This is a genomic window from Streptomyces sp. NPDC037273, assembly GCF_055603625.1.
In genome coordinates this window covers 1-23677 of record NZ_JBVJVO010000030.1, presented here as the reverse complement: position 1 = coordinate 23677, position 23677 = coordinate 1, and the positions used below count along the sequence as shown (strand labels likewise).

Annotated in this window: 39 protein-coding genes; 3 read left to right on the top strand and 36 right to left on the bottom strand. The window is 69.5% G+C overall.

The genetic code is table 11. The annotated features are described in order from the left end of the window. Nucleotides 1–43 precede the first annotated feature (43 nt). From ACZ7G1_RS38420 to ACZ7G1_RS38345, 16 genes are all read right to left on the bottom strand, one after another. On the bottom strand, nt 44–1798 hold the full coding sequence (locus ACZ7G1_RS38420; RefSeq protein ID WP_470882147.1) for a major capsid protein: 1755 nt from the start codon (nt 1796–1798) through the stop codon (nt 44–46). A 132-nt stretch (nt 1799–1930) separates the two neighbouring features. Further along, nucleotides 1931–2104 (bottom strand): hypothetical protein, encoded by a 174-nt coding sequence (locus ACZ7G1_RS38415; protein ID WP_470882145.1) that lies wholly within the window; start codon nt 2102–2104, stop codon nt 1931–1933. A 1-nt stretch (nt 2105) separates the two neighbouring features. Continuing rightward, nucleotides 2106–3224, bottom strand: coding sequence for a hypothetical protein (locus ACZ7G1_RS38410; protein WP_470882144.1), 1119 nt, complete (start codon nt 3222–3224; stop codon nt 2106–2108). A 13-nt stretch (nt 3225–3237) separates the two neighbouring features. Next, nucleotides 3238–3417 carry a hypothetical protein gene (locus ACZ7G1_RS38405; protein ID WP_470882142.1) on the bottom strand — a complete coding sequence of 60 codons (180 nt, stop codon included), beginning with the start codon at nt 3415–3417 and terminating at the stop codon, nt 3238–3240. Continuing rightward, nucleotides 3417–4208 (bottom strand): phage minor head protein, encoded by a 792-nt coding sequence (locus tag ACZ7G1_RS38400; RefSeq protein WP_470882140.1) that lies wholly within the window; start codon nt 4206–4208, stop codon nt 3417–3419. Before ACZ7G1_RS38400 ends, ACZ7G1_RS38405 begins: the two co-directional genes overlap by 1 nt. After that, nucleotides 4205–6046 (bottom strand): hypothetical protein, encoded by a 1842-nt coding sequence (locus ACZ7G1_RS38395; RefSeq protein WP_470882138.1) that lies wholly within the window; start codon nt 6044–6046, stop codon nt 4205–4207. The genes ACZ7G1_RS38400 and ACZ7G1_RS38395 overlap by 4 nt, the downstream gene beginning before the upstream one ends. Then, the gene (locus ACZ7G1_RS38390; RefSeq protein ID WP_470882136.1) at nt 6046–6315 is read right to left on the bottom strand and encodes a hypothetical protein; all 270 of its coding nucleotides are present in this window, start codon (nt 6313–6315) and stop codon (nt 6046–6048) included. Before ACZ7G1_RS38390 ends, ACZ7G1_RS38395 begins: the two co-directional genes overlap by 1 nt. 43 nt (nt 6316–6358) lie before the next feature. After that, on the bottom strand, nt 6359–7798 hold the full coding sequence (locus ACZ7G1_RS38385) for a terminase large subunit domain-containing protein (RefSeq protein ID WP_470882135.1): 1440 nt from the start codon (nt 7796–7798) through the stop codon (nt 6359–6361). Further along, the gene (locus ACZ7G1_RS38380) at nt 7795–8274 is read right to left on the bottom strand and encodes a hypothetical protein (protein WP_470882133.1); all 480 of its coding nucleotides are present in this window, start codon (nt 8272–8274) and stop codon (nt 7795–7797) included. The genes ACZ7G1_RS38385 and ACZ7G1_RS38380 overlap by 4 nt, the downstream gene beginning before the upstream one ends. 15 nt (nt 8275–8289) lie before the next feature. Further along, entirely contained in the window at nt 8290–8565 is a 276-nt protein-coding gene (locus ACZ7G1_RS38375; protein ID WP_470882131.1) for a hypothetical protein, read from the bottom strand. Continuing rightward, nucleotides 8562–9485 (bottom strand): peptidoglycan recognition protein family protein, encoded by a 924-nt coding sequence (locus ACZ7G1_RS38370; RefSeq protein WP_470882129.1) that lies wholly within the window; start codon nt 9483–9485, stop codon nt 8562–8564. The genes ACZ7G1_RS38375 and ACZ7G1_RS38370 overlap by 4 nt, the downstream gene beginning before the upstream one ends. Before the next feature lie 210 nt (nt 9486–9695). Continuing rightward, complete coding sequence (locus tag ACZ7G1_RS38365; protein WP_470882127.1) at nt 9696–9953, bottom strand: hypothetical protein; 258 nt, start codon at nt 9951–9953, stop codon at nt 9696–9698. Between the two features lie 263 nt (nt 9954–10216). Next, nucleotides 10217–10351 (bottom strand): hypothetical protein, encoded by a 135-nt coding sequence (locus ACZ7G1_RS38360; RefSeq protein WP_470882126.1) that lies wholly within the window; start codon nt 10349–10351, stop codon nt 10217–10219. A gap of 316 nt (nt 10352–10667) precedes the next feature. Continuing rightward, complete coding sequence (locus tag ACZ7G1_RS38355; protein WP_470882124.1) at nt 10668–11177, bottom strand: hypothetical protein; 510 nt, start codon at nt 11175–11177, stop codon at nt 10668–10670. Then, nucleotides 11174–11938 (bottom strand): hypothetical protein, encoded by a 765-nt coding sequence (locus ACZ7G1_RS38350; RefSeq protein ID WP_470882122.1) that lies wholly within the window; start codon nt 11936–11938, stop codon nt 11174–11176. The genes ACZ7G1_RS38355 and ACZ7G1_RS38350 overlap by 4 nt, the downstream gene beginning before the upstream one ends. After that, the gene (locus ACZ7G1_RS38345) at nt 11938–12264 is read right to left on the bottom strand and encodes a hypothetical protein (protein ID WP_470882120.1); all 327 of its coding nucleotides are present in this window, start codon (nt 12262–12264) and stop codon (nt 11938–11940) included. The genes ACZ7G1_RS38350 and ACZ7G1_RS38345 overlap by 1 nt, the downstream gene beginning before the upstream one ends. Before the next feature lie 84 nt (nt 12265–12348). Between ACZ7G1_RS38345 and ACZ7G1_RS38340 the strand changes: the two genes are divergently transcribed. Beyond that, nucleotides 12349–12549, top strand: coding sequence for a hypothetical protein (locus tag ACZ7G1_RS38340; protein ID WP_470882119.1), 201 nt, complete (start codon nt 12349–12351; stop codon nt 12547–12549). Between the two features lie 64 nt (nt 12550–12613). Here ACZ7G1_RS38340 and ACZ7G1_RS38335 read toward each other — a convergent pair whose 3' ends face one another. The 20 genes from ACZ7G1_RS38335 to ACZ7G1_RS38240 all read right to left on the bottom strand — a co-directional run bounded on the left by ACZ7G1_RS38335 (nt 12614) and on the right by ACZ7G1_RS38240 (nt 22178). Further along, nucleotides 12614–12886: a hypothetical protein gene (locus tag ACZ7G1_RS38335; protein WP_470882118.1), complete on the bottom strand. Its 273-nt coding sequence runs from the start codon at nt 12884–12886 to the stop codon at nt 12614–12616. Continuing rightward, on the bottom strand, nt 12883–13284 hold the full coding sequence (locus ACZ7G1_RS38330; protein ID WP_470882117.1) for a hypothetical protein: 402 nt from the start codon (nt 13282–13284) through the stop codon (nt 12883–12885). The genes ACZ7G1_RS38335 and ACZ7G1_RS38330 overlap by 4 nt, the downstream gene beginning before the upstream one ends. 94 nt (nt 13285–13378) lie before the next feature. Continuing rightward, nucleotides 13379–13603, bottom strand: coding sequence for a hypothetical protein (locus ACZ7G1_RS38325; protein WP_470882115.1), 225 nt, complete (start codon nt 13601–13603; stop codon nt 13379–13381). Continuing rightward, nucleotides 13600–14304 carry a hypothetical protein gene (locus ACZ7G1_RS38320; RefSeq protein WP_470882113.1) on the bottom strand — a complete coding sequence of 235 codons (705 nt, stop codon included), beginning with the start codon at nt 14302–14304 and terminating at the stop codon, nt 13600–13602. Before ACZ7G1_RS38320 ends, ACZ7G1_RS38325 begins: the two co-directional genes overlap by 4 nt. 55 nt (nt 14305–14359) lie before the next feature. Continuing rightward, nucleotides 14360–14656: a hypothetical protein gene (locus ACZ7G1_RS38315; protein WP_470882112.1), complete on the bottom strand. Its 297-nt coding sequence runs from the start codon at nt 14654–14656 to the stop codon at nt 14360–14362. Between the two features lie 80 nt (nt 14657–14736). Continuing rightward, nucleotides 14737–15804: a DNA cytosine methyltransferase gene (locus ACZ7G1_RS38310; protein ID WP_470882110.1), complete on the bottom strand. Its 1068-nt coding sequence runs from the start codon at nt 15802–15804 to the stop codon at nt 14737–14739. Between the two features lie 24 nt (nt 15805–15828). Further along, on the bottom strand, nt 15829–15993 hold the full coding sequence (locus tag ACZ7G1_RS38305; protein WP_470882109.1) for a hypothetical protein: 165 nt from the start codon (nt 15991–15993) through the stop codon (nt 15829–15831). Next, nucleotides 15990–16292, bottom strand: a complete 303-nt coding sequence (locus tag ACZ7G1_RS38300; protein ID WP_470882107.1) for a hypothetical protein — start codon at nt 16290–16292, stop codon at nt 15990–15992. Before ACZ7G1_RS38300 ends, ACZ7G1_RS38305 begins: the two co-directional genes overlap by 4 nt. After that, nucleotides 16289–16999 (bottom strand): ATP-binding protein, encoded by a 711-nt coding sequence (locus tag ACZ7G1_RS38295; RefSeq protein ID WP_470882105.1) that lies wholly within the window; start codon nt 16997–16999, stop codon nt 16289–16291. The genes ACZ7G1_RS38300 and ACZ7G1_RS38295 overlap by 4 nt, the downstream gene beginning before the upstream one ends. 7 nt (nt 17000–17006) lie before the next feature. Further along, nucleotides 17007–17864, bottom strand: a complete 858-nt coding sequence (locus tag ACZ7G1_RS38290) for a helix-turn-helix domain-containing protein (RefSeq protein ID WP_470882103.1) — start codon at nt 17862–17864, stop codon at nt 17007–17009. A 70-nt stretch (nt 17865–17934) separates the two neighbouring features. Beyond that, nucleotides 17935–18237 carry a WhiB family transcriptional regulator gene (locus tag ACZ7G1_RS38285; RefSeq protein WP_470882101.1) on the bottom strand — a complete coding sequence of 101 codons (303 nt, stop codon included), beginning with the start codon at nt 18235–18237 and terminating at the stop codon, nt 17935–17937. Next, nucleotides 18237–18653 (bottom strand): WhiB family transcriptional regulator, encoded by a 417-nt coding sequence (locus ACZ7G1_RS38280; protein WP_470882099.1) that lies wholly within the window; start codon nt 18651–18653, stop codon nt 18237–18239. The genes ACZ7G1_RS38285 and ACZ7G1_RS38280 overlap by 1 nt, the downstream gene beginning before the upstream one ends. Further along, the gene (locus ACZ7G1_RS38275; RefSeq protein ID WP_470882097.1) at nt 18650–19045 is read right to left on the bottom strand and encodes a hypothetical protein; all 396 of its coding nucleotides are present in this window, start codon (nt 19043–19045) and stop codon (nt 18650–18652) included. Before ACZ7G1_RS38275 ends, ACZ7G1_RS38280 begins: the two co-directional genes overlap by 4 nt. Continuing rightward, the gene (locus ACZ7G1_RS38270) at nt 19042–19803 is read right to left on the bottom strand and encodes a hypothetical protein (RefSeq protein WP_470882096.1); all 762 of its coding nucleotides are present in this window, start codon (nt 19801–19803) and stop codon (nt 19042–19044) included. Before ACZ7G1_RS38270 ends, ACZ7G1_RS38275 begins: the two co-directional genes overlap by 4 nt. Next, nucleotides 19800–20666, bottom strand: a complete 867-nt coding sequence (locus ACZ7G1_RS38265) for a PD-(D/E)XK nuclease-like domain-containing protein (RefSeq protein ID WP_470882094.1) — start codon at nt 20664–20666, stop codon at nt 19800–19802. Before ACZ7G1_RS38265 ends, ACZ7G1_RS38270 begins: the two co-directional genes overlap by 4 nt. Next, a complete protein-coding gene (locus ACZ7G1_RS38260) occupies nt 20663–20905 on the bottom strand; it encodes a hypothetical protein (protein ID WP_470882093.1) in 243 nt (80 codons plus the stop codon). The genes ACZ7G1_RS38265 and ACZ7G1_RS38260 overlap by 4 nt, the downstream gene beginning before the upstream one ends. Then, nucleotides 20902–21180 carry a hypothetical protein gene (locus ACZ7G1_RS38255; RefSeq protein ID WP_470882091.1) on the bottom strand — a complete coding sequence of 93 codons (279 nt, stop codon included), beginning with the start codon at nt 21178–21180 and terminating at the stop codon, nt 20902–20904. The genes ACZ7G1_RS38260 and ACZ7G1_RS38255 overlap by 4 nt, the downstream gene beginning before the upstream one ends. Then, the gene (locus tag ACZ7G1_RS38250) at nt 21177–21587 is read right to left on the bottom strand and encodes a hypothetical protein (protein WP_470882090.1); all 411 of its coding nucleotides are present in this window, start codon (nt 21585–21587) and stop codon (nt 21177–21179) included. The genes ACZ7G1_RS38255 and ACZ7G1_RS38250 overlap by 4 nt, the downstream gene beginning before the upstream one ends. Beyond that, on the bottom strand, nt 21584–21823 hold the full coding sequence (locus tag ACZ7G1_RS38245; RefSeq protein WP_470882089.1) for a hypothetical protein: 240 nt from the start codon (nt 21821–21823) through the stop codon (nt 21584–21586). The genes ACZ7G1_RS38250 and ACZ7G1_RS38245 overlap by 4 nt, the downstream gene beginning before the upstream one ends. 79 nt (nt 21824–21902) lie before the next feature. After that, the gene (locus tag ACZ7G1_RS38240; protein WP_470882088.1) at nt 21903–22178 is read right to left on the bottom strand and encodes a hypothetical protein; all 276 of its coding nucleotides are present in this window, start codon (nt 22176–22178) and stop codon (nt 21903–21905) included. Nucleotides 22179–22686: 508 nt separating this feature from the next. Between ACZ7G1_RS38240 and ACZ7G1_RS38235 the strand changes: the two genes are divergently transcribed. Together ACZ7G1_RS38235 and ACZ7G1_RS38230 are read left to right on the top strand one after the other, a co-directional pair. Then, a complete protein-coding gene (locus ACZ7G1_RS38235; protein WP_470882086.1) occupies nt 22687–23070 on the top strand; it encodes a hypothetical protein in 384 nt (127 codons plus the stop codon). A gap of 170 nt (nt 23071–23240) precedes the next feature. Beyond that, entirely contained in the window at nt 23241–23429 is a 189-nt protein-coding gene (locus tag ACZ7G1_RS38230; protein ID WP_470882085.1) for a hypothetical protein, read from the top strand. The last annotated feature ends 248 nt before the right edge of the window (nt 23430–23677 follow it).

Sequence of the window (23677 nt, the reverse complement as noted above, 5' to 3'; positions counted from 1 at the left end):
CGCCACAGGGACGACGAGCGGGGGCGCCGGATCAGGTGGAGGATCAGGCGGCGCAGTTGATCTGCGCCGCACCGGTGATGCCGCCGACGCACAGGTCGGCCAGCGTGTACAGGCGCTGCCCGGGGCACGGGTAGATCGGCGCGAAGCCCTCCTCCGCGAACAGGGAGGTGTACTCGTTCTGCGCGAGGGAGGGGGCGTCGTAGACGTTGGTGAGGGTGACGACGTCCTGGCGCGCCACGGCGACCGAACCGGCCGGCCAGATGACGAACGAGAGGTCGTTCGGCAGGGACGTCAGGGAGTAGGGCGCCGTGATGTCGCCACCGGGGAACGCCGGGTCCAGCGCGCCGCCCGTGATGAGGCCGTCCTGCCAGCCGCGGACCCAGTGCACCCGGATGTTCCGCTGGGTGAACAGGGAAGCGATGTAGCTGTCGGACACGGAGAGCAGGCCACCGGTGTCGCCGGTGCGCCGGGAGAGGTCCGCCCGGATCTGGGCCGGGACCCACATCGGCAGCATGACCTCGACCGTGGAGTTCGGCGACAGGTGGTACAGGTACCGGATGTCGGTCGCCGCGACCTCCAGGCCGGCCAGGAGCGCCGAGGTGAACGAGTCGCCGTTCGCGCCGTCCAGGGGAGCCAGGGTCGTGGCGGCACCGGCACGGGCGATGATGTCGGCGATGATCAGCCGGTTCATCTCCTGGGCGTGCGCCTCGCGCAGGCCGTCGTCCCATGCGCTGACGACCTCCGGGTAGCCGGCCGCCTGGAGAAAGCTGACGCGGATGCACAGCGCCATGACGTCCAGGCGCCGGTTCTCGAACGTGGGGCAGGGAATCTCCGAGCACGTCTTGGCCGTGTCCGCGATGACCTGTGCTTCCGTGAGGAAGTTGGAGCCACCTCCGGCGGCAACGGCGTTCGCGTAGATGGACTGGAACGTGGGGTCGTCCGTGTAGTTGATGCCGCCCCGGGTGACCGTGACGGTCGGGAGGTCGAGGAGGCCGACCCCGGCGTCCCAGGTGGTGCAGAGGCTGTAGTCGTTCTGGGACGGGGCGCACCATCCGGCGGCGGCGGTGAGGGAGCCGGTGGCGTCGACCTGCTTCTGCCACGCCTTGGCCAGGTTGCCGCCCTGCGCGGAGAACTGGGACTCCCGGCGCGCCTCACGCAGGGTCTTCATCGTCTCCTGGCCGTCCAGGGTATCGATGACGTGCTTGCGGCCCTCGGTGCGGAACTGGGCGATGGTCTGCGTGGTTCCGGGCGCGCCCTTGACGCCGAACTGGCCGGCGTTCTTGATCAGGGCGAGGCTGATGTCGCCGTTGTTCGCGTAGACCGAGTCCACGGGGACGTTGAGGAGGCCGGCCGCCATCGGGGAGACGTAGGCGGTGGTCTTGAGCGTGGAGGGCGTGGTGGTCGTCGGCTCGGGACGGCTCTGTACGGCCATCTGGGAGACGGACGGGACCGGCGCGGGGGTTTCCACGGCGGGCTCCTGGGTGGCCCGGGTCTCGACGGCGGGGGCCGGGATGACCTGGGTGGGGATGGCCAGCTCGGGTGCGTTGGAGAACGCGTCGCGGGCTGCCTGTGTGGCCTCGGCGCGGGTCTTTCGCTCGGCGACGGCGGTAGACAGCTCCTGCAGCTGCGCGGCCAGTCCGGAGAGCTCGGCGGGGTCAGCGTCCGACTTGGCGGAGAGCTCCTGCCCGGCAGCCTTGACGCGCCCGTACTCGGTGATCAGGGCCTCGTCCGTGGCTTCGGCGATGTTGAAAACGACCGGCTCGTTCGGCTCGGGGGTCTCCGGGGTCTGCTCTGCCATGGCGGGTCTCCTTCCGATCGGCAGAACGACAACGTCTCGTTCGCTCGACCGGCCCACCGCCAGCATCGAAGCAATCCATGGCAGGGTACCGCGTACCGGGCGGGTTGTAAGGGCCGCCCGGTACGCGGCGTGTTACTTCGGGCGGGCGACGGCCTTGTAGGTGCCGCCCTTGGGGGACTTGGCGAGGAGCTGGCGGACAGCTACGAGGCCGCCCTGCTCGTGGGTGACGGTCTGGATGGAGCCGTCGTGCCGCATGGTGACCTGGTAGTCGAGGAGGGTCTTCGCTCCACCGCAGTTGCAGCCCATATCACGCCTCCGTGTTCGTTGTTGCTGTGGCCCACGCCCACAGGGCACGCGCCTTCTCAGCCTCGGTGACCTGCCTTTTTCCCGGCTCCGGGAAGCCCTGCTGCGGCGTGATGCCGAACGAGCCGATCAGGGCCCGCTGCGCGTTGTTCGCGAAGTGCACCCTGCGTACCGGGAAGCCCGGCGTGTTCACGCTGCACACACCGATGAGTTCCAGCGAGCCGCCCACCCGGCGCCAGTCACCCGACACCGGCGACGACTTGAACACGTCCAGCGCCTCCGCGCTTGCGCCGGGGAGCAGCCAGCCGGCTACCCAGATGCCGTGCTCGTCCTCGCCAGCCACCACGCGGGCGACGGCCGCCGAGGGGTCGTCGTAGTGCTCCTGCGCGGCCCGGAAGGCCAACTGGGCGTCCGCGTGCCGGGGCCCGGCCACGAGCGTCCCTACGGGCAGCGTGGCACCGTCGCTGGTGCGCTGCTCGGCGACGTGGAAGTACGTGTAGCCGGTGGGTGACGACGGTGGGGTGACGCAGCCGGGAAGCCCGACGTGGCAGGTGTCCCACCCGGCGATGTGCCCAAAGACGCGGCCGGTGTCGGTGACGGTGAGAGGCGTGAGCTGGTCGACGTCCGGCCGCTGGAACCAGGCAGCCGGGGGGAGCTCTTCTGGGCGCGCGGAAGCGTACAGCCAGTCCTCGACGGGGACGTCCTGGAGCTCGGTCATGTCCGGCATGGGCTCGGCCGGTTCCGGGTCGAGGGTGAGGGACACCTCGGCGAACGCAGGGATGCTGACGAGCGTGGCGCCGGACACCCGCCAGCGGGTGATAATGAGCCGCTCCTCGGCGTCCATCACGTACTCGATGTCGTCCAGGTCCACCGACGGGCCGACAACACCAGCCTCCAGTTGCTCAGTGACGGAGTAGGGGATGTCCTCCAGCATGCTGCCAGTGGCGGTGACCATGCCGTCCGCAATCCGCAGCGTCTCGATCCGTCCAACAACGCGGCTGCCGCCGTGGCCGTCGTCGGACAGCTCCTGCCACATCAGCGGCAGCGGCAGGTCACGGGATGACCCGCCTGCGGGGTCGATGATGCGGCCGTCGCCGGTCGGAACACCCAGCCGCGCGAGCACCGCACTCCACGTCCTAGCCACGGGGAACTCCCATCTCCCATTCGAAGTGGATCGTGTAACCGCCCTGCATGTCCGGAACGAACCGGGTTTCGATGTGCCCCAGGGTGTAGGCCCCAGCCGCTACGGCACGCTCGATGGCGTGGTGCTGAGCCGTGACCAGCGTTTCCCGCAGCCACTCCGCAAGGTCTTCCATTACGCATCCTGCCTATCGGTCCAGTCGATCTCTTCGCCCAGCACTACCGGGAACATCGAGCACCGGCAGTTGATGACCTCGTTCGCTGGGCCCGTCGGGTCGCCGGGGAAGAGGAGCTGCGCCCCACCCACTCGGAACGGTTCGCGGAGTAGGGTGCGCTGCTTGTCCGCCTCCTGGTGCGTTGGCCGCGTCCGAGGATCTGCCGTGGCGATCCACTGCTTGAACGGTGCCGGGTCCCCCCGCTCGGCCGCGTCCAACTCAGCCGACCGGAACACCCCAGCGTTCACCGCCGCCAGCGTCTCCGTACGGGCCACCGTCACCGCCCGGTTCGGCCACCGCTCCGACCCTGTGGCTGTCAGCACCGTCGACACCCTGGCTGCGATGTCCGGAACAGACTCCTGCTCACGGATGCCACGCTCCAGCTCGGCGACGATCAGCCCGTACACCTCATCCGGCAGGCGCACGAGCCGGTTGCCGGCCTCGTTCAGGTATGTCGACACCCACGAGTCACCGTCCGGCACACCCTGAGTACGTACCCGGCGAGCAGCCCGCCGCAGAACGCCACCCACCACGGGCATGACCTCAACGTCGACCTGCTCCGTCCAGAACTGCTGATAGTCCGAGACGCGCCCCGGATCGACCGTGTCGCCACGCACGACGGCGGGCCGGACGCGGTCGAGCCAGCGGGTCAGCGACCGGAACCACGTCCGCGCTACCCGCTGCTCGCCCTCGCGGATGAACGCCTCCGCCCGAAGCCGCTGCGGCAGGCCCTCGTCGGGCGGAATGGTCACGGCGTCAGCCACGCCTTCAGCGCTTCACGGTCATGCGCCTTCCTCTTGATCAACCGGTTGTCGACGTACTCGTGCAGCCGGTCCTTGAGCCAGGACGGCTCAAGTCCGAATGCCTGGGCGGCAGGCTCGACGAACTGGAATGAGCCCTCCAGCAGGCGATCGGTGTCGAGCGGGCCGTATCCGATCGCGAGGTACAGCTCATGCTTCGGCGTCGAGGTGAACTGGCCGCGGTTCTCGCGCGTGAGGAGCCGGCCGCCCGCCCGCGAGAGCGCATCGAACACGAGCAGCTCGGCTGCCGCCGTCAGGCCGTCCGGCACACCCTCAGGCTCCGGCTCGTCGCCCTGCGTCGCCGGAAGCGCCCGCTGCTCCTCCACCGGCGGCTCCGGCGCCTGCTCGACCGCCGAGGCCTGCGCCGCCGCCAACTCGGGCATGCCCAACGCCTCCGCCACACCCGGCTCGGACAGAATCGCAGGCGAGGAGATCACCAGCGTCTCCAACAGCCGCTGCTCCCGCTCCTCCTCCGAGGGCATCGCATCCAGGGGGACACCGTTCTCCGTCAGCAGGTACTCGTTGGAGATCAGCCGCTTCTCGTACAGCGACTCCAGGGTCTCCCGGTCGTCGGGGCGGGCCACGATGTTCGTGGTGTCCCAGCCGATCTCGTATCTGGCCGCCTGCTCTTCGGTCATGCCCATCGCGACCAGTGCGGGCCGGTACCACTGCTCGGTCAGTGCATCGCCGAGTTCGCGCAACAGCGGCTCAATGAAGATCTTGTACGTGCTTTCCTCGACCTGCCACGCTGTCCAGTGGTTCGACTCGCCCTGCGTACCCGCCGCGACATCCTTGGGCATGTCAAGGGTGGATGCCAACCGGGCCAAGGCCTTGTCGCGGAGGTCGTCGATGCCAGCCACGAACTGGGTGCTGGAATCGACGAAGGCCAGCGCACTGCCAGCCCCAATCATCTCGGCTGGCGCGTTAAAGGCGACCGGAACCACGCCAGCCGGGGTACCAGGCTGCTGGATTCCAGTCTCAGCAACCGACAGCAGCTCATCCATGAACGCGAGCGCTGTCGTCTCGTGGTCGCCCTTCGGGAGATCCAGTTCGTCAGCGACGAGCCATACGCCGGCCGTGGCAAGGCGCGAGTCGAGCTGTCCCGCGATGGTCTGCGTCGACTTCTCGATCTCACGGCAGATCGGCAGGGCCGGGCGGATCGCGGAATCGGCTTGGATGAAGTCAGCTGGGTGCGGATCCCAGACGCGGAAGAGACGGGATGTGGAGCCGAGGGGAACATCGGTGCCGACCTTCGGGTCCCGGTAGTGCCACATGGCGGCTTCTCCGGAGCCCTTGGAACGTACCTGCGACGGCGGCAGGACGATCCATTCGTCAGGCTGCTTCTTGCCGAGCTTGTTGGGCTGCGGCCTGACCACAACCCATGCCTCGCCGGGGACCTGCCAGCACAGGGCGAGGACGCGCAGAAGGGTGGCTCGCTTTGCTGCGCCCCCAAGGACCTGCGCCGCGGCCTGAATAGCGGTCGAGTTGGTCGACGGGCCGGTGGGCTTGCCCGTGGCAGGGTCGATCTCCGTCGCATGGAGGTCGGCCTGGGATACCGCATTGGCGATCCACACGAGCGGTGAACGCAGCTCACCGATGACGTCGTAGTAGTACCAGCCCTGCTTCTGCCAGTCCGAGTTGGCGTTGAACTTGCGGGCCCGGTCGGCAATCTTCACGCCGGGCCCGGCCATCGGCATGGCGGCTGCGGTAATGGTGCGAGGAGTGATGGACGCGTCGGGCGTCTCGGGAAGCAGCGGGCCATTCTCGGTCCGCCTGCGGAAGATGGCCATCAGTCCTCGCCCTCCCGGGACGCCAGGTAGCCGGTCACGTACGAGAAGGCGAGCGCGACGGCCGGCACCGCAGCCCACGACCACCAGCCAGCCCACGCCCCGCCCACGGCCGCGAGCGTGCCCGTGTACACGGAAACGCACCAGTCGCAGACGATGAGGTAGGCGATCAGGTGGTCGTCGGGCAGGGCGCGCAGGGCTGCTCGCCGCGGCGCTGCGAGGATGCGGTCGCGGGTGATGAGGCGGGTCACGCGGGCGGTGGCCAGCGTCATGACCACCACCATCAGAAGCGGATACGTTTCCATTTCCATCCCATCATGCCGCCTTCTGGCGTGCTTTGAGTGCTGGATGCTGGCCCGGCGTCCGGCCCGCGCGTCGGGCGGCGGTGTGCGGGTTGACCAGCTGGGTGCGGGAGCGGTCCCGTTTCATGTGGTGCGTGATCGCGTGCACCAGGGCGTCGAGCCGGTCAGGAGACTTCGGGTCCTCTTCGGGGATCCACGTCGTCAGCTGGTCCTCGAGCTCGGGGAGGGAGCCGACGTGGTGGACGCGGCCCTGCTCGTACAGCATGCCGACTGGCTGCGCCCGCAGCTTCTTCCCCTGCGACGCCCACACCGTGCGCACCGGCGGCGGCGTCGTGTCCCCCGCGGGCTGCATGTCGCGCCAAACCCGCTTCAGGACTTCGCCGATCCAGTCCTTGCCGTTGTTGTCCTCGACGATCACGTGCGCGGCCCCGTACTGCTCGCGAAACGCGAAGGCTGCCCGAGCGGCCTGGTCGGGAGACTTCTTCGCGGAGGCGTCGGCGATGACGTAGTGGTGCTGGTCGACACCCCAGCCGGTGACGACCAGGCCGGTCTCGTCGCCGGTGCCGGTACCCGCGGGGTCCATGCCGACCACGATGGAGATCAGCTCCGGGACCTCGTCCGGAGTGACCCGAGTGCGGTCGATGAGAGCGCGCGCCACGAGCGCGCCGGGGAGGTCCTCCAGCACCTCAGCGTCAAGCTCCTGCCGGCCGAGGGTCGTGCCCTCGTACCGGTCGAGGACAGTGCGCCGGAACGTCTCGGCCAGGTTGGCGAGGTTCTCGTACGTCGACCCGCGCACCACGGTGCAACGGGAGTTCTTCAGCATCTCCTTGATGAGCGGCAGAGGCCGCGGGGTGGTGGTGATGCAGCCGCGGGGATGCGTGCCGAGGCGCATGCCCATCTGAAGCATGTCCCACGCGTACTGGAGGTAGCGCCAGGCAGCTAGCTCGTCGGCCCAGAAGTAGTGGTGCTGGGGGCCACGCAGGCGGTCGGGCTCGTCGGCTGAGTACAGGGTCTGTACGGCCCCGTTGGGGTACTCCAGGCGCCGCTTCGACGGGTAGTAGACGGGGCGGAAAGTTGCTGGGGCGCAGGCCAGGATGCCGGACTCGCCCTCGACCATGATGTCTCGGGCGTCCGCCGCAGTGGGTGCGATGAGCGCACCGCGCTCAAGGTGCCGGGCTTGCTCAATGCTGTACTCAGAGCCGGTTCGGGTCTTGCCGTAGCCGCGGCCGGCGAGGAGGAGCCACCAGTCCCACAGGTCGTCGACGGGGGGGCGTTGGTTGGCGCGGGAGTGTGCGCCCATGCGTCCCGGGTGGGGGCGCCCGTCACAGTCGGGTATGTCGCACAGCCAGGGAACCTTGCCGGCCTCACGGTCGAGGACGAGTCTTTCCAGCCCCTCGGCGAACTCCTCAAGTTCTTCAGGGGTGAGGCCGGCGAGTTCGGCCGGGGTGATCACGTGTGGTTGGCCTTGTCGAAGCGATCGAGGAGGCTTTGCACCTTCTCGCGGGCCGCGCTGGTCTTGGGGTCGTCCTTCAGGCGGAAGGCGTGCTCCTCGAGGCGCACCATGGCCAGGACGAACTGGGAGTAGTTGGCGGAGGGGACGGCGCGGCCGGTGACGTAGTCCTCGAGGATGGTGACGGCGTGGCTGCGCATCTGGTCGGCGAGGGCGAGGTTGTCGTCCCGTGCGGAGGCCATTTGGCCGGCGAGTCCGTCGGTGGCGGCGGTGGCGAGGTGCTGGTCGTAGGCGACGGAGCGAGCTACCCAGTCGTGGCGGGTGGAGAGTTCCTGCGCGGAGTCGTGGGTGATGCCGACGTTCTCGGCGGCTTGCTTGATGGTGCGGCGGGGGCCGAGGTTGAGGTACTCGCGGAACGCGTCGTAGGCCTTGCCGCGTTCGCTGGTGCGGCGCACCCACGGGTACGGCTCGTCAGACACAGGGGTGCTCCCTTCTCAGCGGGTGATGAACAGGGCGGCGAGGGCTGCTGCGGCGCCTGTGACGGTGGCGAGTGCGACGACGTTGGCGCGGGGCCAGCGGTTGGCTTCGTCGGCGCGTATGCGGATCTCGTGGTCGTCGAACTGGGTATCGCGTCTGCGGTCGCGTTCGATGCAGTCGGCGACGTGGGTGGTGAGGGTGTTCTCAACGCGGCCGAGGGTCTTGCCGAGGTTGCGGACTTCGGCGTAGATCTCCGGCAGTGAGATGACGATGCCGGTCTCGGGGGTGGTCACTGGCCGCTCTCTCGCCGGAGGGCCGCGACCTCGGTGCGGAGGGTCTTCAACTCGTTGGTGAGGGCGGTCACGAGTCCGTGGGTGAGGGTGAGGTAGCCGTAGGCGTCGGGGATGGGGCCGTGGCCGGCTGCCTTGGAGGCGTCGTTGGAGGCCTGGTTGCGGTATCCCTGGTTGGCTCGTGTGACGGCGATGGCGATGCGGTTGATGTCGGCGTCCGAGAGGGCCATGGCGTTCTCCGTGGGCGGCTTTGGGGCGGGGGGTTTCGGGGTGGTGCCGGGGTTCCAGTTGGCGGGGTGGGCGAGACGGTCGGCGATGCGGGCGCGGAGGCCCGGCATGCTGACAACGTTGTCAGGACCCTTCGGATCGCTCTTCCAATCCGACCACTCCAGGTGCCCGATCGCGGACTTCTCCGTCCACTGGTGTGCCCGCGACAGGGCAGCTGACACCCGCACCATCGCCTCGACCTGGGCCTTGGGCCACGGGTCCTCGCCGTCGCCTTCGTTCTCGCACTCCCAGCCGTAGAACGCCTGGTTCCCGTCGGCTGCCCCGGCGGAGCCTTCGTGCTTGGTGGGCGCCGGTGGCCGGGTGCCGTAGTTCTCGGCGGTCACCGCGGCGAGGACCTTGGGGTCGCCGCCGCCGGCGTGGTTGGCGCGTCCGTTGCCGACGAGGTGGACGGTGCCGTCGCGGCGGATGACGCCGTGGCAGAGGGGGCCGGGCAGTGCGCTGTGGCCGTTGAAGCAGAGGGTGACGCCGTCGACCTTGGGGCCGGTGACGGTGTGGTGGAGCATGGTGCCGTGGACGGGTCCCCAGGGGCCCTTGTGGTTGCGGTTGTTGGTTCGCCAGCCGGGGACTTCGACGACGGTGACGCCCTCGGCGCGGAGCGCGGCTACGAGTTTGTCGGGGGTAAGTGGCACTGCCATGGTGGGCCCCTTTCGATTGGGTCCAGCATATGCAGGAAGGCCCCAGTCGGGGGGAGGACTGGGGCCGTTCCGTGTCTCCGAGGGCCTCTAGCCCCGCGCGGCGTTGCTCCCCTGGGATGGGCACGGCTTGCGGGAGGAGCCAGTCACCTGGCTCGGGCCTTGTCTCGGCAGGCGTTTCGAGTATGCACCCGTGTGGGGTCAGGTGTCTGGCTATCGGCGGGGCGGCGCGCCGTACGGGCCGGGCTGGGGCGGGTAGCCGGGTGGCGGGTACTGGCCCAGCGGCGGCTGCTGCGGGGGCGGCATGTACTGCGGGTAGTACTGCGGCTGTGCCGGTCCCCGATAGGTCCGCTTGCGTCCCATAGCGGCCGCGATGGGCCAGCCGGTGATGGCCCACAGACCGCAGGTGAGGAAGGTGAGGACGAGGTGCAGGCCGTGGTTCGCGCCGCGCTTCTCGACGTAGTAGTTCATGAGCCCCCTTGGTGCGTGTCGGGGCATCCTGCCATGTGGCGTCAGGGACGTGGAAGCCCCGCCGTCCGGTGCATCACGCCGGGGGCGGGGCTGGGTCCGAGAGCAGCCACGGATGGTCCTACGGTACGCGCGGGCACTGACAGTCGGGCCTACGGCCGCCACGACTTCAGCGGACGAACTTCCAGAGCAGAAGGAAGAGGCCTCCGCCGATGGTCAGTCCAACGATGGCGGCGCTGATCCCGAAGAGGTTGTCCATGCCGCCATCATCCCTTCTTCGGTGTGCCAGGAACGGGTTTCTGCTCGGGCGGGTAGTGGCCGCCTCGGCTGCTGATGTACACGGTCTCGTGGCCCTGGAGGCGGGGGTCGTCGGGCGCGGGCTTGGGCTGTCGCAGGGCCATGGTCAGGCCTCCTCTCGGGCGTGCCAGATGACGTGAGAGCGGTTGGGGTTGTCCGGGTCGTCCACGACGCTGAACAGGGGTTTCTTCTCGGCAGCCCCTTCTGAGGGCGGTGGGGGAGCGGGGTTAGCTGTACGGGGCACACGTCGCACGGCCCACCAGACAGCCGCCCCGCCGAGGCCCCATACAGTGAGGGCTCCCGCGTCCGGCGAGACGGCGAACACGGCCGCCAGCGCGCCCCCACCGAGGCCGACAAGGACGCATCCGCCGGCCGCCCGGGAGGGGCCCTGCGGCTCCTCCACGGGCGTCTCAACGCTGGTCATGCGATGGCCCCGTACACGGTGGCGCCGATCGTGTTGGCTGCCTGGGCGAGGGGCACGGCGGCGAACCCAGCAATGCCGGCCGAGGTGCCGAGGCAGATTCCGCACCAGGCCCCTGCCTTCAAGTCCTGGCCGCGGCTGGACTTCTTCACCGCAGCCACTAGGGCCACGGTCATCAGCAGGACGATGGCGCCGCCGGTCTGGGTGAGCGGCAGGTAGCCGGACCCACGGGAGGTGACGCCGGCCTGCCCACCGACGCCCCAGACCAACGCGGCGTCTCCCAACCAGTTGGTGATCCACAGGGTGGTGTCGGCGAACCAGCCGATGAGACCGCCGACGGTGAGGATGGCGAGGGCGCCATAGCACCAGGCGGCGAGGAATGGCAGGAGGCGTCCCACGTGCTGGAGGGGCGCGGCCTGGAGGCTCTTGATTCCGGGCCACCACTGGATGAGGTGGCGGATGAGGAGGGCGAGTCCGATGGTGACGCCGCCGAGCGTGGCCCAGATCATGAGTGCACCTCCGTGGACTCCTTGATGAGGCGGGTGCGGATGCGGGTGGCGCGGGTCTGACCGACGGCGAGTGCGGCTTTGAGGGAGCGCGCACTCGGGGGTGCACCTGTCTTGGCCTTGACGTCGTTCCAATGGCGGCGGGCGGCGGGCATGAACTCGGCGTCGGTGTCGTCCTCGTCGGGTGCGGCTTCGTCCTCCTCCTCTTCCTCCTCCGGTTCGGGTGCGGGGTTGCACTCGGTGCACTCCCAGTCGAGGGGCCAGCCGTGTTCGCACTTGGGTGGTTCGGGTGCAGGCTCCGGGTCGGGTGTGGGCTGCTCCGGGTGCACCTCAGACGGTTCGGGTGCGTCCTCGATGGGCTCGGGTGCGGGTGCACTCTCCACGAGCTCCCGGGTGCCCGCGGGGACGCCCCAGAGGAGCTCCTTGCGGGTGCGGGTGTGCCACAGGGCATGCACTCGCCAGAGGACGAGGGGTGCGAGCGCACCCACGGCGGAGATCAGTTCCCACCCGACGGTGAGTACGCCGGCGGTGACGAGGTGGGAGGCGACGTTGACGGCGCACATGACGAGTACGGCGAGGAACACGTCGCGTCGGACTTGGAGTGCGCGGATGACGTACAGGTCGAGTGCGCCGGGTACGCAGGCGGCGACCCAGGGGTGCACTCCGGTGGCGACGGCGAGGGTGTACTCGGCGTGCGCGGTGCCGACGAGGGTGCAGGCGAGTGCACCCCACAGGACGTAGTCGCGGCGGGTGCGGGTGCGCATCAGGCGCTCCACGAGGTCTTGTGGAGCCAGAGGGCGTACTCGCCCCTTGTGACGGTCTTGCCGTCGGTGTAGGGCATGCGGCGGAGGAGGTGGAGTTCCAGCTCGTCGATGTCGCGTCCGGGGTGGCCGTCGCGGATGGTGTGGGCGGCGGTGAGGGCGATGGCGAGCCGCTGGTCTTCGGTCATGAGGTGGCCGGGCTTGATGTGCGCGAGCTTGTCGGCGATGAAGCGGAGGCCGCCGCGGGTGTGCTCGGTGAGGCGGGTCTGGCGGAGGGCTTCGTCTTCCTGGCTGCGGTGCATGGGGGCCTCCCGTAAGGTCGACTTCATGCCAACCATGATGGCCAACCTTGTTCCGCATTGTCAACCGGGTTGGCCTACCTGTACGGCCAGGTGCGTGGCATCATGACCGGCATGGACACCACTGACCTTGAAGCCGCGGCGCGGCGGTACCGGAAGGCTGAGGCGGCGCTGGAAGCTGCGCGGGCCGATCTTCAGGCCGTGGTGGTGGCGACGCTTCGGTCGACGGAGGAGCGGGGCGCGCAGGCCCGTGTGGCGGCGATTACGGGGTGGACGCGGGAGCACATCCGCAAGCTGCTGCTCCGCGCCGAGTAGCCGGCCGCATGCGCGTAGCCCCCGCACCGGGACATTCCGGGCGGGGGTTTTGTCGTGTCTGGGGTTACGCGGGGGTCTGGCCGTTCTCCAGCACGTAGCCGGTGCGGCGGGGGTGACCATTGGCGGTGAGGGGCGAGGTGTGGAGCTCACTGGCTTCGACGGAGCGCCGTCGGACTTCGCGGCCGGCGGTGGTCACGGTGACGACTTCGACCTTGCCGTAGCCGTAGACGCCGGGGATTGTGATGGGCGTGCTAACGACCTTGATACGGCGGAATTCCGGGTGGGGGTACCTGCGGGTCGGAGTGACGGACTGGTAAATCTGGCCGGGCTGGATCACGTGCGCTCCTTGGGGGTCTGGCCGTGCTGGTCGAGGAGGTCGCGGAGTTCGTCGGCCCACTTACTGACGGCGGGGTGTTCGCCGTCCCAGTCGTGCATCCGGGTGGCGATGGCGCGGACGGCGTTGAGGGTGGCCTCGGCCTGGTCGACCCGCTGGAAGTGCTTGAGGTGTCGCACGCTGCCGAGAACGTCCGTTCCGGCAGTCCGGCCGATAGCGACCAGCGAGGCGTGTGGGATGTAGGTGCCGCGTTCGCTGACGTCCCACTCGGCGACGGCGCGCTCGTAGGCGGCGAGCTTGGACTCGGCGGCCTGGGCACGCCGGTTGAGGCGCTGGACGGTGGCGTACAGCTGGTCGAGCTGGTCCCTGGTCATCTCGTCGAGGGCGATGCGCTGGGTCACAGGTACTCCCCGGGGTCGAGGGTCTCGACGGGCCGGTCGTCGTCTTCGTCGGCCCGGTCGTGGGGGTGGCGGGGGGCGGGCTCCGGGGGCTGGGTCATCGGGCGTCTCCGGTCTGTGCGGCGGGCAGCGCGTACTGGACTTCGAGGGCGGCGATCTCCTGCCGAGCGGCCTCTGGCGTCTGGCAGAACAGGACGCAGACGGTCGTGTCGATGCCGGGGCAGTCGTCTCGGTGGGGGAAGTCGGCGTGGCAGGCGTCGCAGGCAAGCCACTGTGGCGCGTGGGGCACGACACGGAGCTGGTGGCGGCAGATGCGGGTCATGAGCGGGCCTCCTCGGCCTTCTGGCGGAGCATGGCGGCCATGCTGCGTGTGGCTTCGCCCTGGAGCTCGGTGTCGCGGTCCAGCGCGCCGTATTCGGCGCGTTCCTCGGCGTCGAGCTGGTCCTGTCGCTGCTCGATGGCGTCGGCGGCATCGCGGAAAACGGCCGCCCGGTGCTCGGCGCGCTCCTTCTCCTTCGCGGCTTGCGCCTGCGCGGCTCGGTCGGGGAAGAGCCGGTCCATCGCGCGGGTAGACATCTCGCCCATCAACGCGTCGGCGTCGGTGTTCCACACGCCGTGCGACGGGTTGGGCCACGACACATAGGGGTGCTCGACGGCGCTCTGGCACTGTCCGGCGTGCCCGGTGTGGAGCACGCACCGCACCACTTCGCCGGTAGAGATGGGCAGGGAACGGCTGCCGCACAGTGCGGCCCCGCATGTGGCCTGTCCGGTGGTCTGGCGGGCGGCTCGGTCCGGGGTGTTGAGGCAGGATGCCGGGTCGATGCCGTCGCAGTTGTCGCAGGCGTGCGGGGTGGCCTGGCGGGCGGCGAGGACGGCCAGCACGGCGTCGGCGCGGCCGTAGGCGTTCTGTCGGACGGTCTCAGGGCGGCGCAGTGAGGCGTACTGGGGGTTGGCGTTGCGCTCGGCCCAGGACATGAGGGCCTCAGCGATCTCGTCGCGGAGGTCGGCGGTCTGCTCGGTCATGGTGGTGGCTCCTGGTGGTGGGGGCCGCCCGTGGACGGCCCCGACGGGGTGAAGGTCAGGCGGTGCGGTACGAGGCGGCCGCGCGGCCGTAGGACCAGCCGAGGTTTCCCGCGATGTGGCCGCCCGCGTGGCCGGGCTCCAGCTCGCACTCCTCGCCGTCAAACTCGTTGCCGCACACGGCGTCGTCGGTGACGCCGAGGATCTGCCAGACGATGCGCTCGCCGTTCGGCGTGACCTCGGCGAGCGTCTTGTTGGCATGCAGGCCCGTGTGGCCCTGGTGGAGGACGCAGGTGTGGCTGCCGTGCAGTGAGGTGCTGGCGCAGGGAGTCGGGTCGGCGAAGAGGTCGGTCATGTCTGCTGCTCCTTGGTGGTGGGATGCTGTGGGTGGTCCCGCTCGCGCTCCCTGCGAGCGGGGCCGGCTTGCGTGCGGGGTCAGGCGGTGGCGCGGGCGTACAGGTGCCGGATGGCGGCCTCGGCCTGCTGCGGAACGACCCCGTTGCCGAGGGCCTTGAGCTGCTGGGTGCGGGTGAGGCCGGGAACGTCGGTGACGTGGTCGGCGTCGAGGCCCATGAGCCACTCGACGAACTGGGGGCTCAGGCGGCGTCGATCGTCAGTTGCCCACGGGGCACGTCGTCCGGTGGCGGACTCCCAGCGGGCAATGGCGGGGGCGAACTCACGCCAATCCGGCCGCTGTGCGTCATGTCCGTGAGTGTCCAGCCCAAGTTCACGCTCGGGTTGTCCGTCTTCCGGCCCGCTGTGGCGTTCCGGGTGCCCCGGGAGTCCGCCACTGTCGGCGTCGGCAGCAGGTTCACGGCCACCTCGTTCAGCAGCCTGGCGTTCGTCCCGATCAAGTTCGACTGTCCGGACTTCCAGTCCCGGGCAGCCGGTGTCGGCAGCAGGTGTTCCACCTCGTCCGCCAGTGTTGGCCCGTGCCCCCCGGCTTTCCGTTTGTCCGGGTGTTGCGACCCGCCGTTGACCGCGAGCTGTGCCGTCGGGGTCTTGAGCAGTGGCGAGGATGAAGAGCCGCTCACGGCGGTGGGGAGCGCCGACCTCCGATGCGCGTACAAGGCACCACTCCGCATCGAACCCGAGGCGGGCAAGGTCGGCGAGGACGGTGTCGAATCCCAGTCGAAGGTGACCTGAGACGTTCTCAAAGATCGCGACTCGGGGTCGTAGAACGCGAAGGGCGTCTGCGATGTACGGCCAGATGTGGCGGTCATCTTCGGTTCCTTTCCGTCGGCCGGCGACGCTGAAGGGCTGGCACGGGTAGCCGCCGGTGACGATGTCGACGGGCCCGTGCTGATCGAGGACGGCCTGCCAGTCGGTGGCGGTGAGATCTCCGAGGTTCGGGACCCCGGGCATGCGGTGGGCGATGATGCGGGCGGCGCCGGGGTCAATATCCGAGGTCCAGGCGACGGTGCCGCCGAACACCCGCTGCACGGCCTGGTCGAGGCCGCCGTAGCCGGTGCAGAGGCTGCCGAGGCGGGGGCGGTCGGGCACGGGGTCTCCTTCGTGGTGGGCGGGTCAGGCGGCGGGGGTGCGGAGGGCCGTTTCGAGGTCGGCGCGGTGGGCGGCCTGCTCGGCGGGGGTCCAGCTGTGGTTGGTGCGGGTGCCGCCGAACGTGCCGTCGGGCCATTCCTCGTAGGCGAGGTGCGGGTCGAGCGGCTGGGGGTTGGGGGCCGCGGTCATGCGGCGGCCTGCTGCTGGCCGGCGCGCTGCTCGGCCTCGGCGAGGATGGCGACGAGGCGGCGGCGGATGGGGCTGGTGTTGATGCGGCCAGTGCAGTCGGTGTCGGGGGCGAGGTAGCCGTTCCAGTTCGGGTGGCCGAGCGTGTCGGCGATCTGCTGGACGAGGTCGGGGTGGCGGGCGACGAGGCGGACGCGCTCGGCGCAGCGGGTGGCGGCTTGGGCGGCGATGTCCTTCATGAAGGTCTTGAGGTCGTTCTGCTGCCGGATGGCGGCGATGTCTGCCTCGGTGATGTCGGTCATGCGGCGTCCTTCCTGCGGCGGTCGGTGCCGGTGATGACGACGCGGTCGCACATCTCGGTGAGGCGGGATGCGACGCGGTCGCCGAGGCGGTCGGCGAGCTGCTTGGGGAGCACGTTGCTGGTGAAGAGGGTGGGGAGCTGGTTCTCGTAGCGGTGGTTGACGAGCCGGAAGTTGATCTCTTCGGTCCACTCGGTGGCTTTGGCGGCGCCGAGGTCGTCGACAAGGAGGAGCCGGGCGTGGGCGTACTTCCGGAACTCGGTTTCGCTGTCGATGCCGGTGCGGGGGCGGAGGGCGGCGTACATGTCGGCGCTGGAGGTGGCGGTCCAGGTGGCGGTGATGCCGGTGACGGCGAGGGCGCGGAGGGTGCCGTAGGCCTGGTGGGTTTTGCCGACGCCGGTGGGGCCGAGGAGGAGCAGGCTGCGGCCGTTGGTGAGGGTGGGGGTGATGGCGTCCCGGCGTTCCTGCTCGGCGCGGGTCTGGGTGGTGAGCTCCTGGAGCCACGCTGCGGTCTCGGGGAGGGTGGCGAGGGCGTTGCGGTAGATGAACGGGGTGGTCTTGCGGGCGTGGGTGATGGCTCGGCGGATGAGGTTCATTTCGCTGAACGGGTCGCCGTCCCGGGTGTTGAGCTGTTCGGCGGTGAGGCCGCGGTCGGCGAGGAGCTGGTGGAAGTTGTCGGCCGTGAGGTCGACCGGCGGGGTGATGTCCATGAAGGGCTCACATGGGGTCGTAGTAGGCGGACTGGTCGTCGGGGTTGGTCCAGGGCTGGTAGCCGCCGGAGACGGCGCGCAGCGGGGGCCTGGTGGCTCGCTCGGACGCCCACTTGGCGGAGCGGCGGATCCACTTCTGCCACTCGGCCGGCCAGTTGGGACGGCGGCTGTAGTTGGCGCGGTGGTGGTCGACGAAGAGGGCGGTCTCGTGGTCGATGTCGAGGTTGGGGCCGAAGGTGTCGAGGGCCCAGCGGCGCATCGAGTCGGTGAGGGTGAAGCCGTCGTCGTCGATGGGTGCGGTACGGGGTGACGTGGGCGTCACCCCGTACCCCCCCTGGTTCATCGGGGGGTTAGTGGGTGGTTCAAAGGATGGTTTGGGTGACGTGGGCGTCACCCCGTTCGCGACGTCCACGTCACCCCGTTCGGACGTGGGCGTCACCCCGGTGGTGACGTGGGCGTCACCCCGTCGAGGTGACGTGGGCGTCACCCCGGTCTTCTTTCCGCCCCGCGCTCGGGACGAGGCGAGCTTCGCCACCGCGGCCCGAGCCTCCTCGTCGCCAGCCCGTCCGCCCGGCACCACACGCTCGATCGCCAGGTCGTACACCTCGGGCCGGCGGTCGGACGGGATGTGCGCGACGAGCGACTCGTCCCCGCTGCGGATCAGACCACCGTCCTTCAGGCCCTTGAGGTCGCGCTGTACGGATCGCTCGGACTTGCAGGTGTAGGCGGCGAGGGTGGGAATCGAGGGGTAGGCGCCGCGGCCCTTGGAGTCGGCGTGGTCAGCCAGGCCGAGGAGCGTGCCGAGGTACTGCGGCGGCATCGGCGGGGCGAACTTCAGCGCCCACACAGTGGCTTCGACGCTCAACGCTGGCCTTCTCTCGATCAGTGCGGGGAGGGTGGATCGGGGCCCGGGGCGCGGTGGCCCCGGGCGGGGGTCAGGCGGCTTGCAGGCGGGCGCGGCTACGGACGTGGATGCCGTGCCGTTGGGACGGGGTCAGGCCTCCGCGAATCCCGAACCGGTTGTCCTTCGTTCTTCCGCCCTCGTCCTGGAGCGCATCGCGGAGACACGCCTCCCAGACCGGGCACGGATCACAGACCCGCTTCGCGAAGTCCACGGCCGGCTTGTTGCCCGGGTCCGGGAACATCAGGTCCTCGTAGCCGTCCTCGGCGAGGAACAGACAGGCGGCCTGGGCCCGCCAATCGGGGGCCTTCGTGGTGCTGGTGCCTCGGGGGTCCATTACGCAGCCACCGCCGTTCTGGCGCGGACGACGGTCCGCTTGGTACAGCCGAGCCGCTCGGCGATCTCGCCTGCCGAATGGCCCTCGGCGGTGAGGCGCCGGATCGTCTGGTCGCGGCTGGCCTTAACCGGGTCGACGAGCGGGGCCGGCGCGTCCTGGCGGTCGCGGAGGATGCGACGGCGCTCGGCGGTGGTGGTGCCGCCCCAGATGCCGCGCTCGTTGTACTTGAGCGCCCACTCAAGGCACTGCGCGCGGACCGTGCAGCCGGTGCAGATGCGGACGGGTTCGGCGGTGGGTTCGCCGGTGCCGGGGAAGAACAGCTCGGGGTCGACCTGCCGGCACAGGCCGTAGGCCTGCCAGTTGGTGCCCGTGCTGGGGAGGGTGGTCATCCCCAGCACGGGAGTAGGAGTGGTCACGCGACGTCCTCCTTGTCGAGGTCGAGCACACGGCGGCCTTCCGGCAGGAGCGGCTCAGCCTGGTAGCCGGTCGCGTCCAACAGTTGGTCCGTCAGACGGGCGACCACCCGGCGCTGGACCGCGGCCTCAGCCCGCAGGATGGCCACGGCCCGCAGCGCGCGGGCCAGGCGGTAGCCGTCCGTGTCGCGGCGTCCCTCGGCCTGCTCGACGAAGGCCACGGCCCGACGGCGCAGCTTCTGCTCGGAGGCCAGTCGCGCTTCAGCCTGCCGCTGCTCAATGCGAGCCTCACACGTGGCCGCTTCGGCCTCGTCAACGAGGTGCCACACGGCCGTCACGGCGAGGTCCACGTTGGCCTGCGCACGGCGGCGTGAGATGAAGGGGAAGCGCATCACGCCACCGCCCCGTTGCCGGGCTGTGCGGTCTCGGGCCAGTCGACGGACCCGTCGATGGCGTCCTGGTCCCAGTCGTCCGCCGCCGTGTCGTCGCGGGTCACCGTGTAAGAGGAGTCCACCGGGGGCGGGGCGACCGGCATCGTGCTGGGGCCGGTGACCGCGGCGATGCTGAGCGGCGCCTGCTGCGGGACGACCTCGGCGTGGACCGTTCCCTCCAGCTCCTCGGACACGTACGGCATGCCGTGCAGGGCATCCGAGGCGATCAGCCGGCAGATCTCGCCCGTCGCGCGGGCGATCAGCATGGTCTTCGGCTGCTTCTTCCACTGGTCCTTGTTGAGGAGCCCCAGCAGCCTGGCGCGCGGAATGTCCCAGACGACCTCCTGCCATGCCTCGGAGCCCTTCCGGCGGCCCCGCATGATGCACAGGGTGTCGGTGGACTCGACGACCTCGACCTCGTGGCCCTGCCGCTGGACGATGCCGCGCATGGCGTGCGCCCTCAGCGCGGGCTGGCCCTGGATGACGTCGATGGACTTGAGCGACGTCATCGGCTGGAGACCGAGCTCGTGGCCAGCGAGGACGACGGCGACGATCTCGTCACGCTTGCCGCGGTACGCCCCGGCGAGGGTGGTACCGGCGATGGCCTGGGCGATGCCGGAGATGGCGGCGGCTTCGCGGGCCCACTTTTCCAGGGAGGAGTCGATGGGCTGGTTGGCGGGGACGGCGACGGGCGTCGTTTCGCGGGTGGCGATTTCGGTCACTGGAGGTACTCCTCGGCCTGGCGGATGGTGTCCCAGGAGGGCATGCCGATCTGCGGGATTTCGGTAGTGGGCCCGGTCCAGTCGGGCCAGATGCCGGTGGACTCGCACTCGGCGTAGACGCGCAGCGCACGTTCGTTGCGGGCGCGGCCGATGTCGCGGTCCTGCTGGTGGAGTTCCCGCACGGTGATCAGGTACGGGGCGGCTTTGGATTGGAAGACGAAGACGAACCGCACCTCGTCGGGCGCCAGGACGGCGGTGATGCCGTCGACGTAGAGCGCGTCCTGCTGGTGGTAGCCGTGGTCCCGGATCGCCCGGGACACCGCGGTCGGGGCGGCGTCGGCGCACGACTTGTAGTCGACGCACAACGTCAGCCCCGGCAGCTGCTTCAGCCAGTCCGGTCGCACCCGGCAGCGGACACCGGTTGCTGGATCCGTCCAGTACAGGGACTGTTCGGCCAGGCCCGTGCCCGGGGCCAGCAGCGGTCCGGCCAGCGGGTGAGCCCGCAGCGCGGCGGCCATGGCGTGGACCTGGTCCATCTCCGCCTGCTTCAGCGGGATGCCACCGCGCTCCCGGATCTCCGCAACCTGGGCCTTCGCGGCCTTCGTGTCCCAGCGGGCGCCCTCGACGACCTCAAGGTCCGGGCCCTCACCGAGGACCAGCTTGTGCGCGGCGTGCCCCACGTCGAACGTCTTCTTCGGCGCCGGCGGCTGGTCCTGCTCGTACTTGAACTGGGCCGGGCAGCCCGGGGCGAGCAGGGCGCGCAGGCCGGACGAAGAGATCGACGAGCGGTCCGCGTGGTACACCTCGGCCGGGATCCCGTCACGCATCTCCGGGGCGAGAACAGGCTCGACGGCGGCGGTCATGCGGTCTCTCCGAAGAGGTAGATGCGGGCGATGTCGTGGGCGTACTCGGCAGCGGCCTCCGACGGCGCGTTCCGAATGCCGCCCGCGCGGGCGATCTGCCGTCCGTGCGTTTCGAGGAGGAAGGCGAGATGCCGCACGACCGGCGCGGTGATCTCGACAGCACGTCCGGCGGTCTCGGCGCTTTCGGCCTGCTGGTTCAGGTCGGCGGCAGCGATGAGAAGCTGCTCGGCCTCGGTCATCGGTCACCCCCGCAGGTGCAGTCCTCGAACGTGCTCTTGCAGCGGGGGCAGCGGGGGACGGCCGACAGGGGGTCGACGTGCGTCAGGTAGATGCCGCCCGAGTAGTCGTCGACCGCGACGACCGGGGCACCGTGGCCCAGGTTCCAGGCGCGGCTACGGGTGACGGTCTTCAGCCGGTCGTCCGGGTCGAAGGCTGGGTGCTCGGGACGCGCCATGGGGTAGGCCATGACCGGCGTGCCCACCGGGTACAGCTCGTTCCACTCGTCGGCAGTCACAGCGCCTCCCCATCACGCGGGCCCGGGATCGTGGGCAGGTCGCGGCCGAGGGCGTAGTCGTGGTGCAGGTCCGACGAGTGCGGGTCCTCCTGCTGGCGGGCCAGCCGAGCGGCGATCATGTGGGCCTGGAACACGCAGTTCGAGCAGTCCTCGCCGTACGTGTATCCGGCGCCGCAGGTCTGGCAGGTCTGGATCGGCGCGGGCGTCAACGCCTCCAGCTCGGCGATCCGGTCCCGCTGCACTCGCAGCTGCTCGGCCGCGTCGGACAGGGCCTCGTTCGTCGAGTGCCGCTCCGCCCGAAGCTCGGCCATGGCCTCGTCGACCACGGCGTCGATCAGCTTGTTCGCGCGGTCCTCCGACACGAAGGCCCCAGTCACACGACGGAACAGCTCGTCGCGGGCGCTCATGCGGCACCGCCCAGCGTGCGCACCGGCGAGAACCAGGCGCGGATCGCGTTCGGCGTCCACGGATTCGACTCACCCGGACCCGCCTCCGCCGGGTCCTGCGGGGAGTCGCACACCATCAGCGGCTCACCGCTCTTCGTGACACCCGCCTGCCGCCACGTGTCGCCCTCGCGGTCCAACAAGACCAGGTTCGTCCGACGGTCACCCGCCGGGAAGTTCGTCGGTACAGTGATGTCCATGGATCCACTCCATTCAGTGGGTTCGTAGGGGCTGCGGGACCCGGCACGGTCTCGTCGGCCCCGAACTGTTTCTGGGGGGTCAGGCGGCCTTCGCCTGTCGGCGCTTCGCGGCCCGTGCGGCCACCGCCTTCAGCGAGATCGCGCGCATGTGCGCCTTGCGCAGGTGCTCCGCCACGCGGACGATCTGGTCCTCCGTCGCGTTCGGGTGCATCTCCCGCGCCCGCTCCGTGAACCTGCGGTCCGCCGCCGCCCGCGCCGGCGCCGTCCGCCCGACCGGGTCGAGCGTGTTCGCCCAACTCGTCTCCGCTGCGATCTGCGCTCGCAGGCGTAGGACCTGCGGATCCTTCGAACTCATCGAGTCCCCTCCGTCGTCTGTATCCGCAGATGCGGATGAGGGTGGCTGAAAAAGAGCGCCCATGGGGGCGCCGACGGCAGTGCTAATGATCTCTGCTTGCCTCCGGGTCACCGTTGGGCGCGTTCCCTGCAAGAGTTTGCGGATCTTGCTTGCCGACAGTCCGCTAGTCTTGGCCAAGGTTTGCACGGTGTGTACTTGATGTCCCGGTTCCGGTGACCTCATCAGCCGCCCTAAGACGCCTTCGTCGCGCAGGCGGTAGCGGTCTTCCGGCATAGATCTGACCTCCGTGTCATCCGCATCTGCGGATACGGATAGCTAAGCACAGTGGTGACACGGTGTCCAGTACCGCAGTGCTAGACGCCCTGTCGTCCCTGCCCGTCTCAGTTTTCAGCCTCTTTACGCAGGCCGCGTAGCCATCCACATCCGCAGTTGTGGACAATGGCAGGCGCTGGGGATGGCCTCACTGCAAGCGAGCCGACACGCCTGCACCACCCCCTACGGAGACAAGATGCCGACCGATGCACCCGAGACCCTCACGGATCTCGTCATGGCCACCCTCGCCCCCCACGGCCGAGGCACCATCGACACTCTCTATGAGGGGTGCACCGATCCGGCCACCGGCTACCGGCCATCCCGGACTACCGTGTGGAAGTTGGCGTCTTACGAACGCGCCGAGACGGTCAAGATCAATCCGAGGGTGGTGGGCGCTGTTGCCGCCGGCCTTGGGATCCCGCTGCGTCGCGTCCAGGCTGCGGCCGCGTACCAGTTCACTGGCTACCACACCGTCTCAAGCGTGGCGGGAGCCACTGTGATTCACGAGCCCGGCTCCAATCCAGATGGCTCCAAGACGCGTGAGGTGCTGGACAGTTGGGAACGGGAAGAGCAGCGATGACGTTCTATGGATGCGCAGAGTAACCGACCGTCAGTTGATCCGTGCAGGTCAATCCATCGGATTCACTCCCCGGAAGCACCGTGAAGGCGTAGAGTAACGGTGCTCCCAGCGCTCGAACGCGCGTGCGATGAAACGTGCCCGAAAGGAGCGCGGGGGAAGGGGACAACCTCATGGTCGAGGTACGCATCCAGCAGGCCGCACTCGATGCCGGCGTGAAGATGGTCTTCAAGGAGTTCGCCACCTGTGTCCGCGTAGCCCACGACCCGAGAGCCCTCACCGAAGGGGAAGCTCTCGACCTGCTGCGCCACCATCTTCCCGGCGCCCGTGGCGAGCTTCAGATCGTCCGCTGCCCAGGATGACCTGTCCCCTATATAGGGGCCCAATCCGATACCGTGGGGCGTGCCCCCACCGGGTGATCCTTCCGGACAATCTCAGTCAAGGATATTGCACCCCACAGCGGTGAGCGGCGACCACGTCTTTCCAGCTTGAGTACAGCGGTGAGCCCCGCATAGTGCGCGACTATCTTGACTGACCGGCACTCCTGAAACCGCCCCTGACCATTGCGTTCTTCGGTCAGGGGCGGTTTGCTGTTTGAGCACAGCGGTAC

What these genes read in the sequence shown, in the direction of transcription:
- ACZ7G1_RS38420 (WP_470882147.1), bottom strand. Translation starts at nt 1,798, where the DNA reads ATGGCAGAGCAGACCCCGGAGACCCCCGAGCCGAACGAGCCGGTCGTT.
- ACZ7G1_RS38415 (WP_470882145.1), bottom strand. Translation starts at nt 2,104, where the DNA reads ATGGGCTGCAACTGCGGTGGAGCGAAGACCCTCCTCGACTACCAGGTC.
- ACZ7G1_RS38405 (WP_470882142.1), bottom strand. Translation starts at nt 3,417, where the DNA reads ATGGAAGACCTTGCGGAGTGGCTGCGGGAAACGCTGGTCACGGCTCAG.
- ACZ7G1_RS38395 (WP_470882138.1), bottom strand. Translation starts at nt 6,046, where the DNA reads ATGGCCATCTTCCGCAGGCGGACCGAGAATGGCCCGCTGCTTCCCGAG.
- ACZ7G1_RS38390 (WP_470882136.1), bottom strand. Translation starts at nt 6,315, where the DNA reads ATGACGCTGGCCACCGCCCGCGTGACCCGCCTCATCACCCGCGACCGC.
- ACZ7G1_RS38370 (WP_470882129.1), bottom strand. Translation starts at nt 9,485, where the DNA reads ATGGCAGTGCCACTTACCCCCGACAAACTCGTAGCCGCGCTCCGCGCC.
- ACZ7G1_RS38365 (WP_470882127.1), bottom strand. Translation starts at nt 9,953, where the DNA reads ATGAACTACTACGTCGAGAAGCGCGGCGCGAACCACGGCCTGCACCTC.
- ACZ7G1_RS38360 (WP_470882126.1), bottom strand. Translation starts at nt 10,351, where the DNA reads ATGGCCCTGCGACAGCCCAAGCCCGCGCCCGACGACCCCCGCCTCCAG.
- ACZ7G1_RS38355 (WP_470882124.1), bottom strand. Translation starts at nt 11,177, where the DNA reads ATGATCTGGGCCACGCTCGGCGGCGTCACCATCGGACTCGCCCTCCTC.
- ACZ7G1_RS38350 (WP_470882122.1), bottom strand. Translation starts at nt 11,938, where the DNA reads ATGCGCACCCGCACCCGCCGCGACTACGTCCTGTGGGGTGCACTCGCC.
- ACZ7G1_RS38345 (WP_470882120.1), bottom strand. Translation starts at nt 12,264, where the DNA reads ATGAAGTCGACCTTACGGGAGGCCCCCATGCACCGCAGCCAGGAAGAC.
- ACZ7G1_RS38340 (WP_470882119.1), top strand. Translation starts at nt 12,349, where the DNA reads ATGGACACCACTGACCTTGAAGCCGCGGCGCGGCGGTACCGGAAGGCT.
- ACZ7G1_RS38325 (WP_470882115.1), bottom strand. Translation starts at nt 13,603, where the DNA reads ATGACCCGCATCTGCCGCCACCAGCTCCGTGTCGTGCCCCACGCGCCA.
- ACZ7G1_RS38320 (WP_470882113.1), bottom strand. Translation starts at nt 14,304, where the DNA reads ATGACCGAGCAGACCGCCGACCTCCGCGACGAGATCGCTGAGGCCCTC.
- ACZ7G1_RS38315 (WP_470882112.1), bottom strand. Translation starts at nt 14,656, where the DNA reads ATGACCGACCTCTTCGCCGACCCGACTCCCTGCGCCAGCACCTCACTG.
- ACZ7G1_RS38305 (WP_470882109.1), bottom strand. Translation starts at nt 15,993, where the DNA reads ATGACCGCGGCCCCCAACCCCCAGCCGCTCGACCCGCACCTCGCCTAC.
- ACZ7G1_RS38300 (WP_470882107.1), bottom strand. Translation starts at nt 16,292, where the DNA reads ATGACCGACATCACCGAGGCAGACATCGCCGCCATCCGGCAGCAGAAC.
- ACZ7G1_RS38295 (WP_470882105.1), bottom strand. Translation starts at nt 16,999, where the DNA reads ATGGACATCACCCCGCCGGTCGACCTCACGGCCGACAACTTCCACCAG.
- ACZ7G1_RS38285 (WP_470882101.1), bottom strand. Translation starts at nt 18,237, where the DNA reads ATGGACCCCCGAGGCACCAGCACCACGAAGGCCCCCGATTGGCGGGCC.
- ACZ7G1_RS38265 (WP_470882094.1), bottom strand. Translation starts at nt 20,666, where the DNA reads ATGACCGCCGCCGTCGAGCCTGTTCTCGCCCCGGAGATGCGTGACGGG.
- ACZ7G1_RS38260 (WP_470882093.1), bottom strand. Translation starts at nt 20,905, where the DNA reads ATGACCGAGGCCGAGCAGCTTCTCATCGCTGCCGCCGACCTGAACCAG.
- ACZ7G1_RS38250 (WP_470882090.1), bottom strand. Translation starts at nt 21,587, where the DNA reads ATGAGCGCCCGCGACGAGCTGTTCCGTCGTGTGACTGGGGCCTTCGTG.
- ACZ7G1_RS38245 (WP_470882089.1), bottom strand. Translation starts at nt 21,823, where the DNA reads ATGGACATCACTGTACCGACGAACTTCCCGGCGGGTGACCGTCGGACG.
- ACZ7G1_RS38240 (WP_470882088.1), bottom strand. Translation starts at nt 22,178, where the DNA reads ATGAGTTCGAAGGATCCGCAGGTCCTACGCCTGCGAGCGCAGATCGCA.
- ACZ7G1_RS38235 (WP_470882086.1), top strand. Translation starts at nt 22,687, where the DNA reads ATGCCGACCGATGCACCCGAGACCCTCACGGATCTCGTCATGGCCACC.
- ACZ7G1_RS38230 (WP_470882085.1), top strand. Translation starts at nt 23,241, where the DNA reads ATGGTCGAGGTACGCATCCAGCAGGCCGCACTCGATGCCGGCGTGAAG.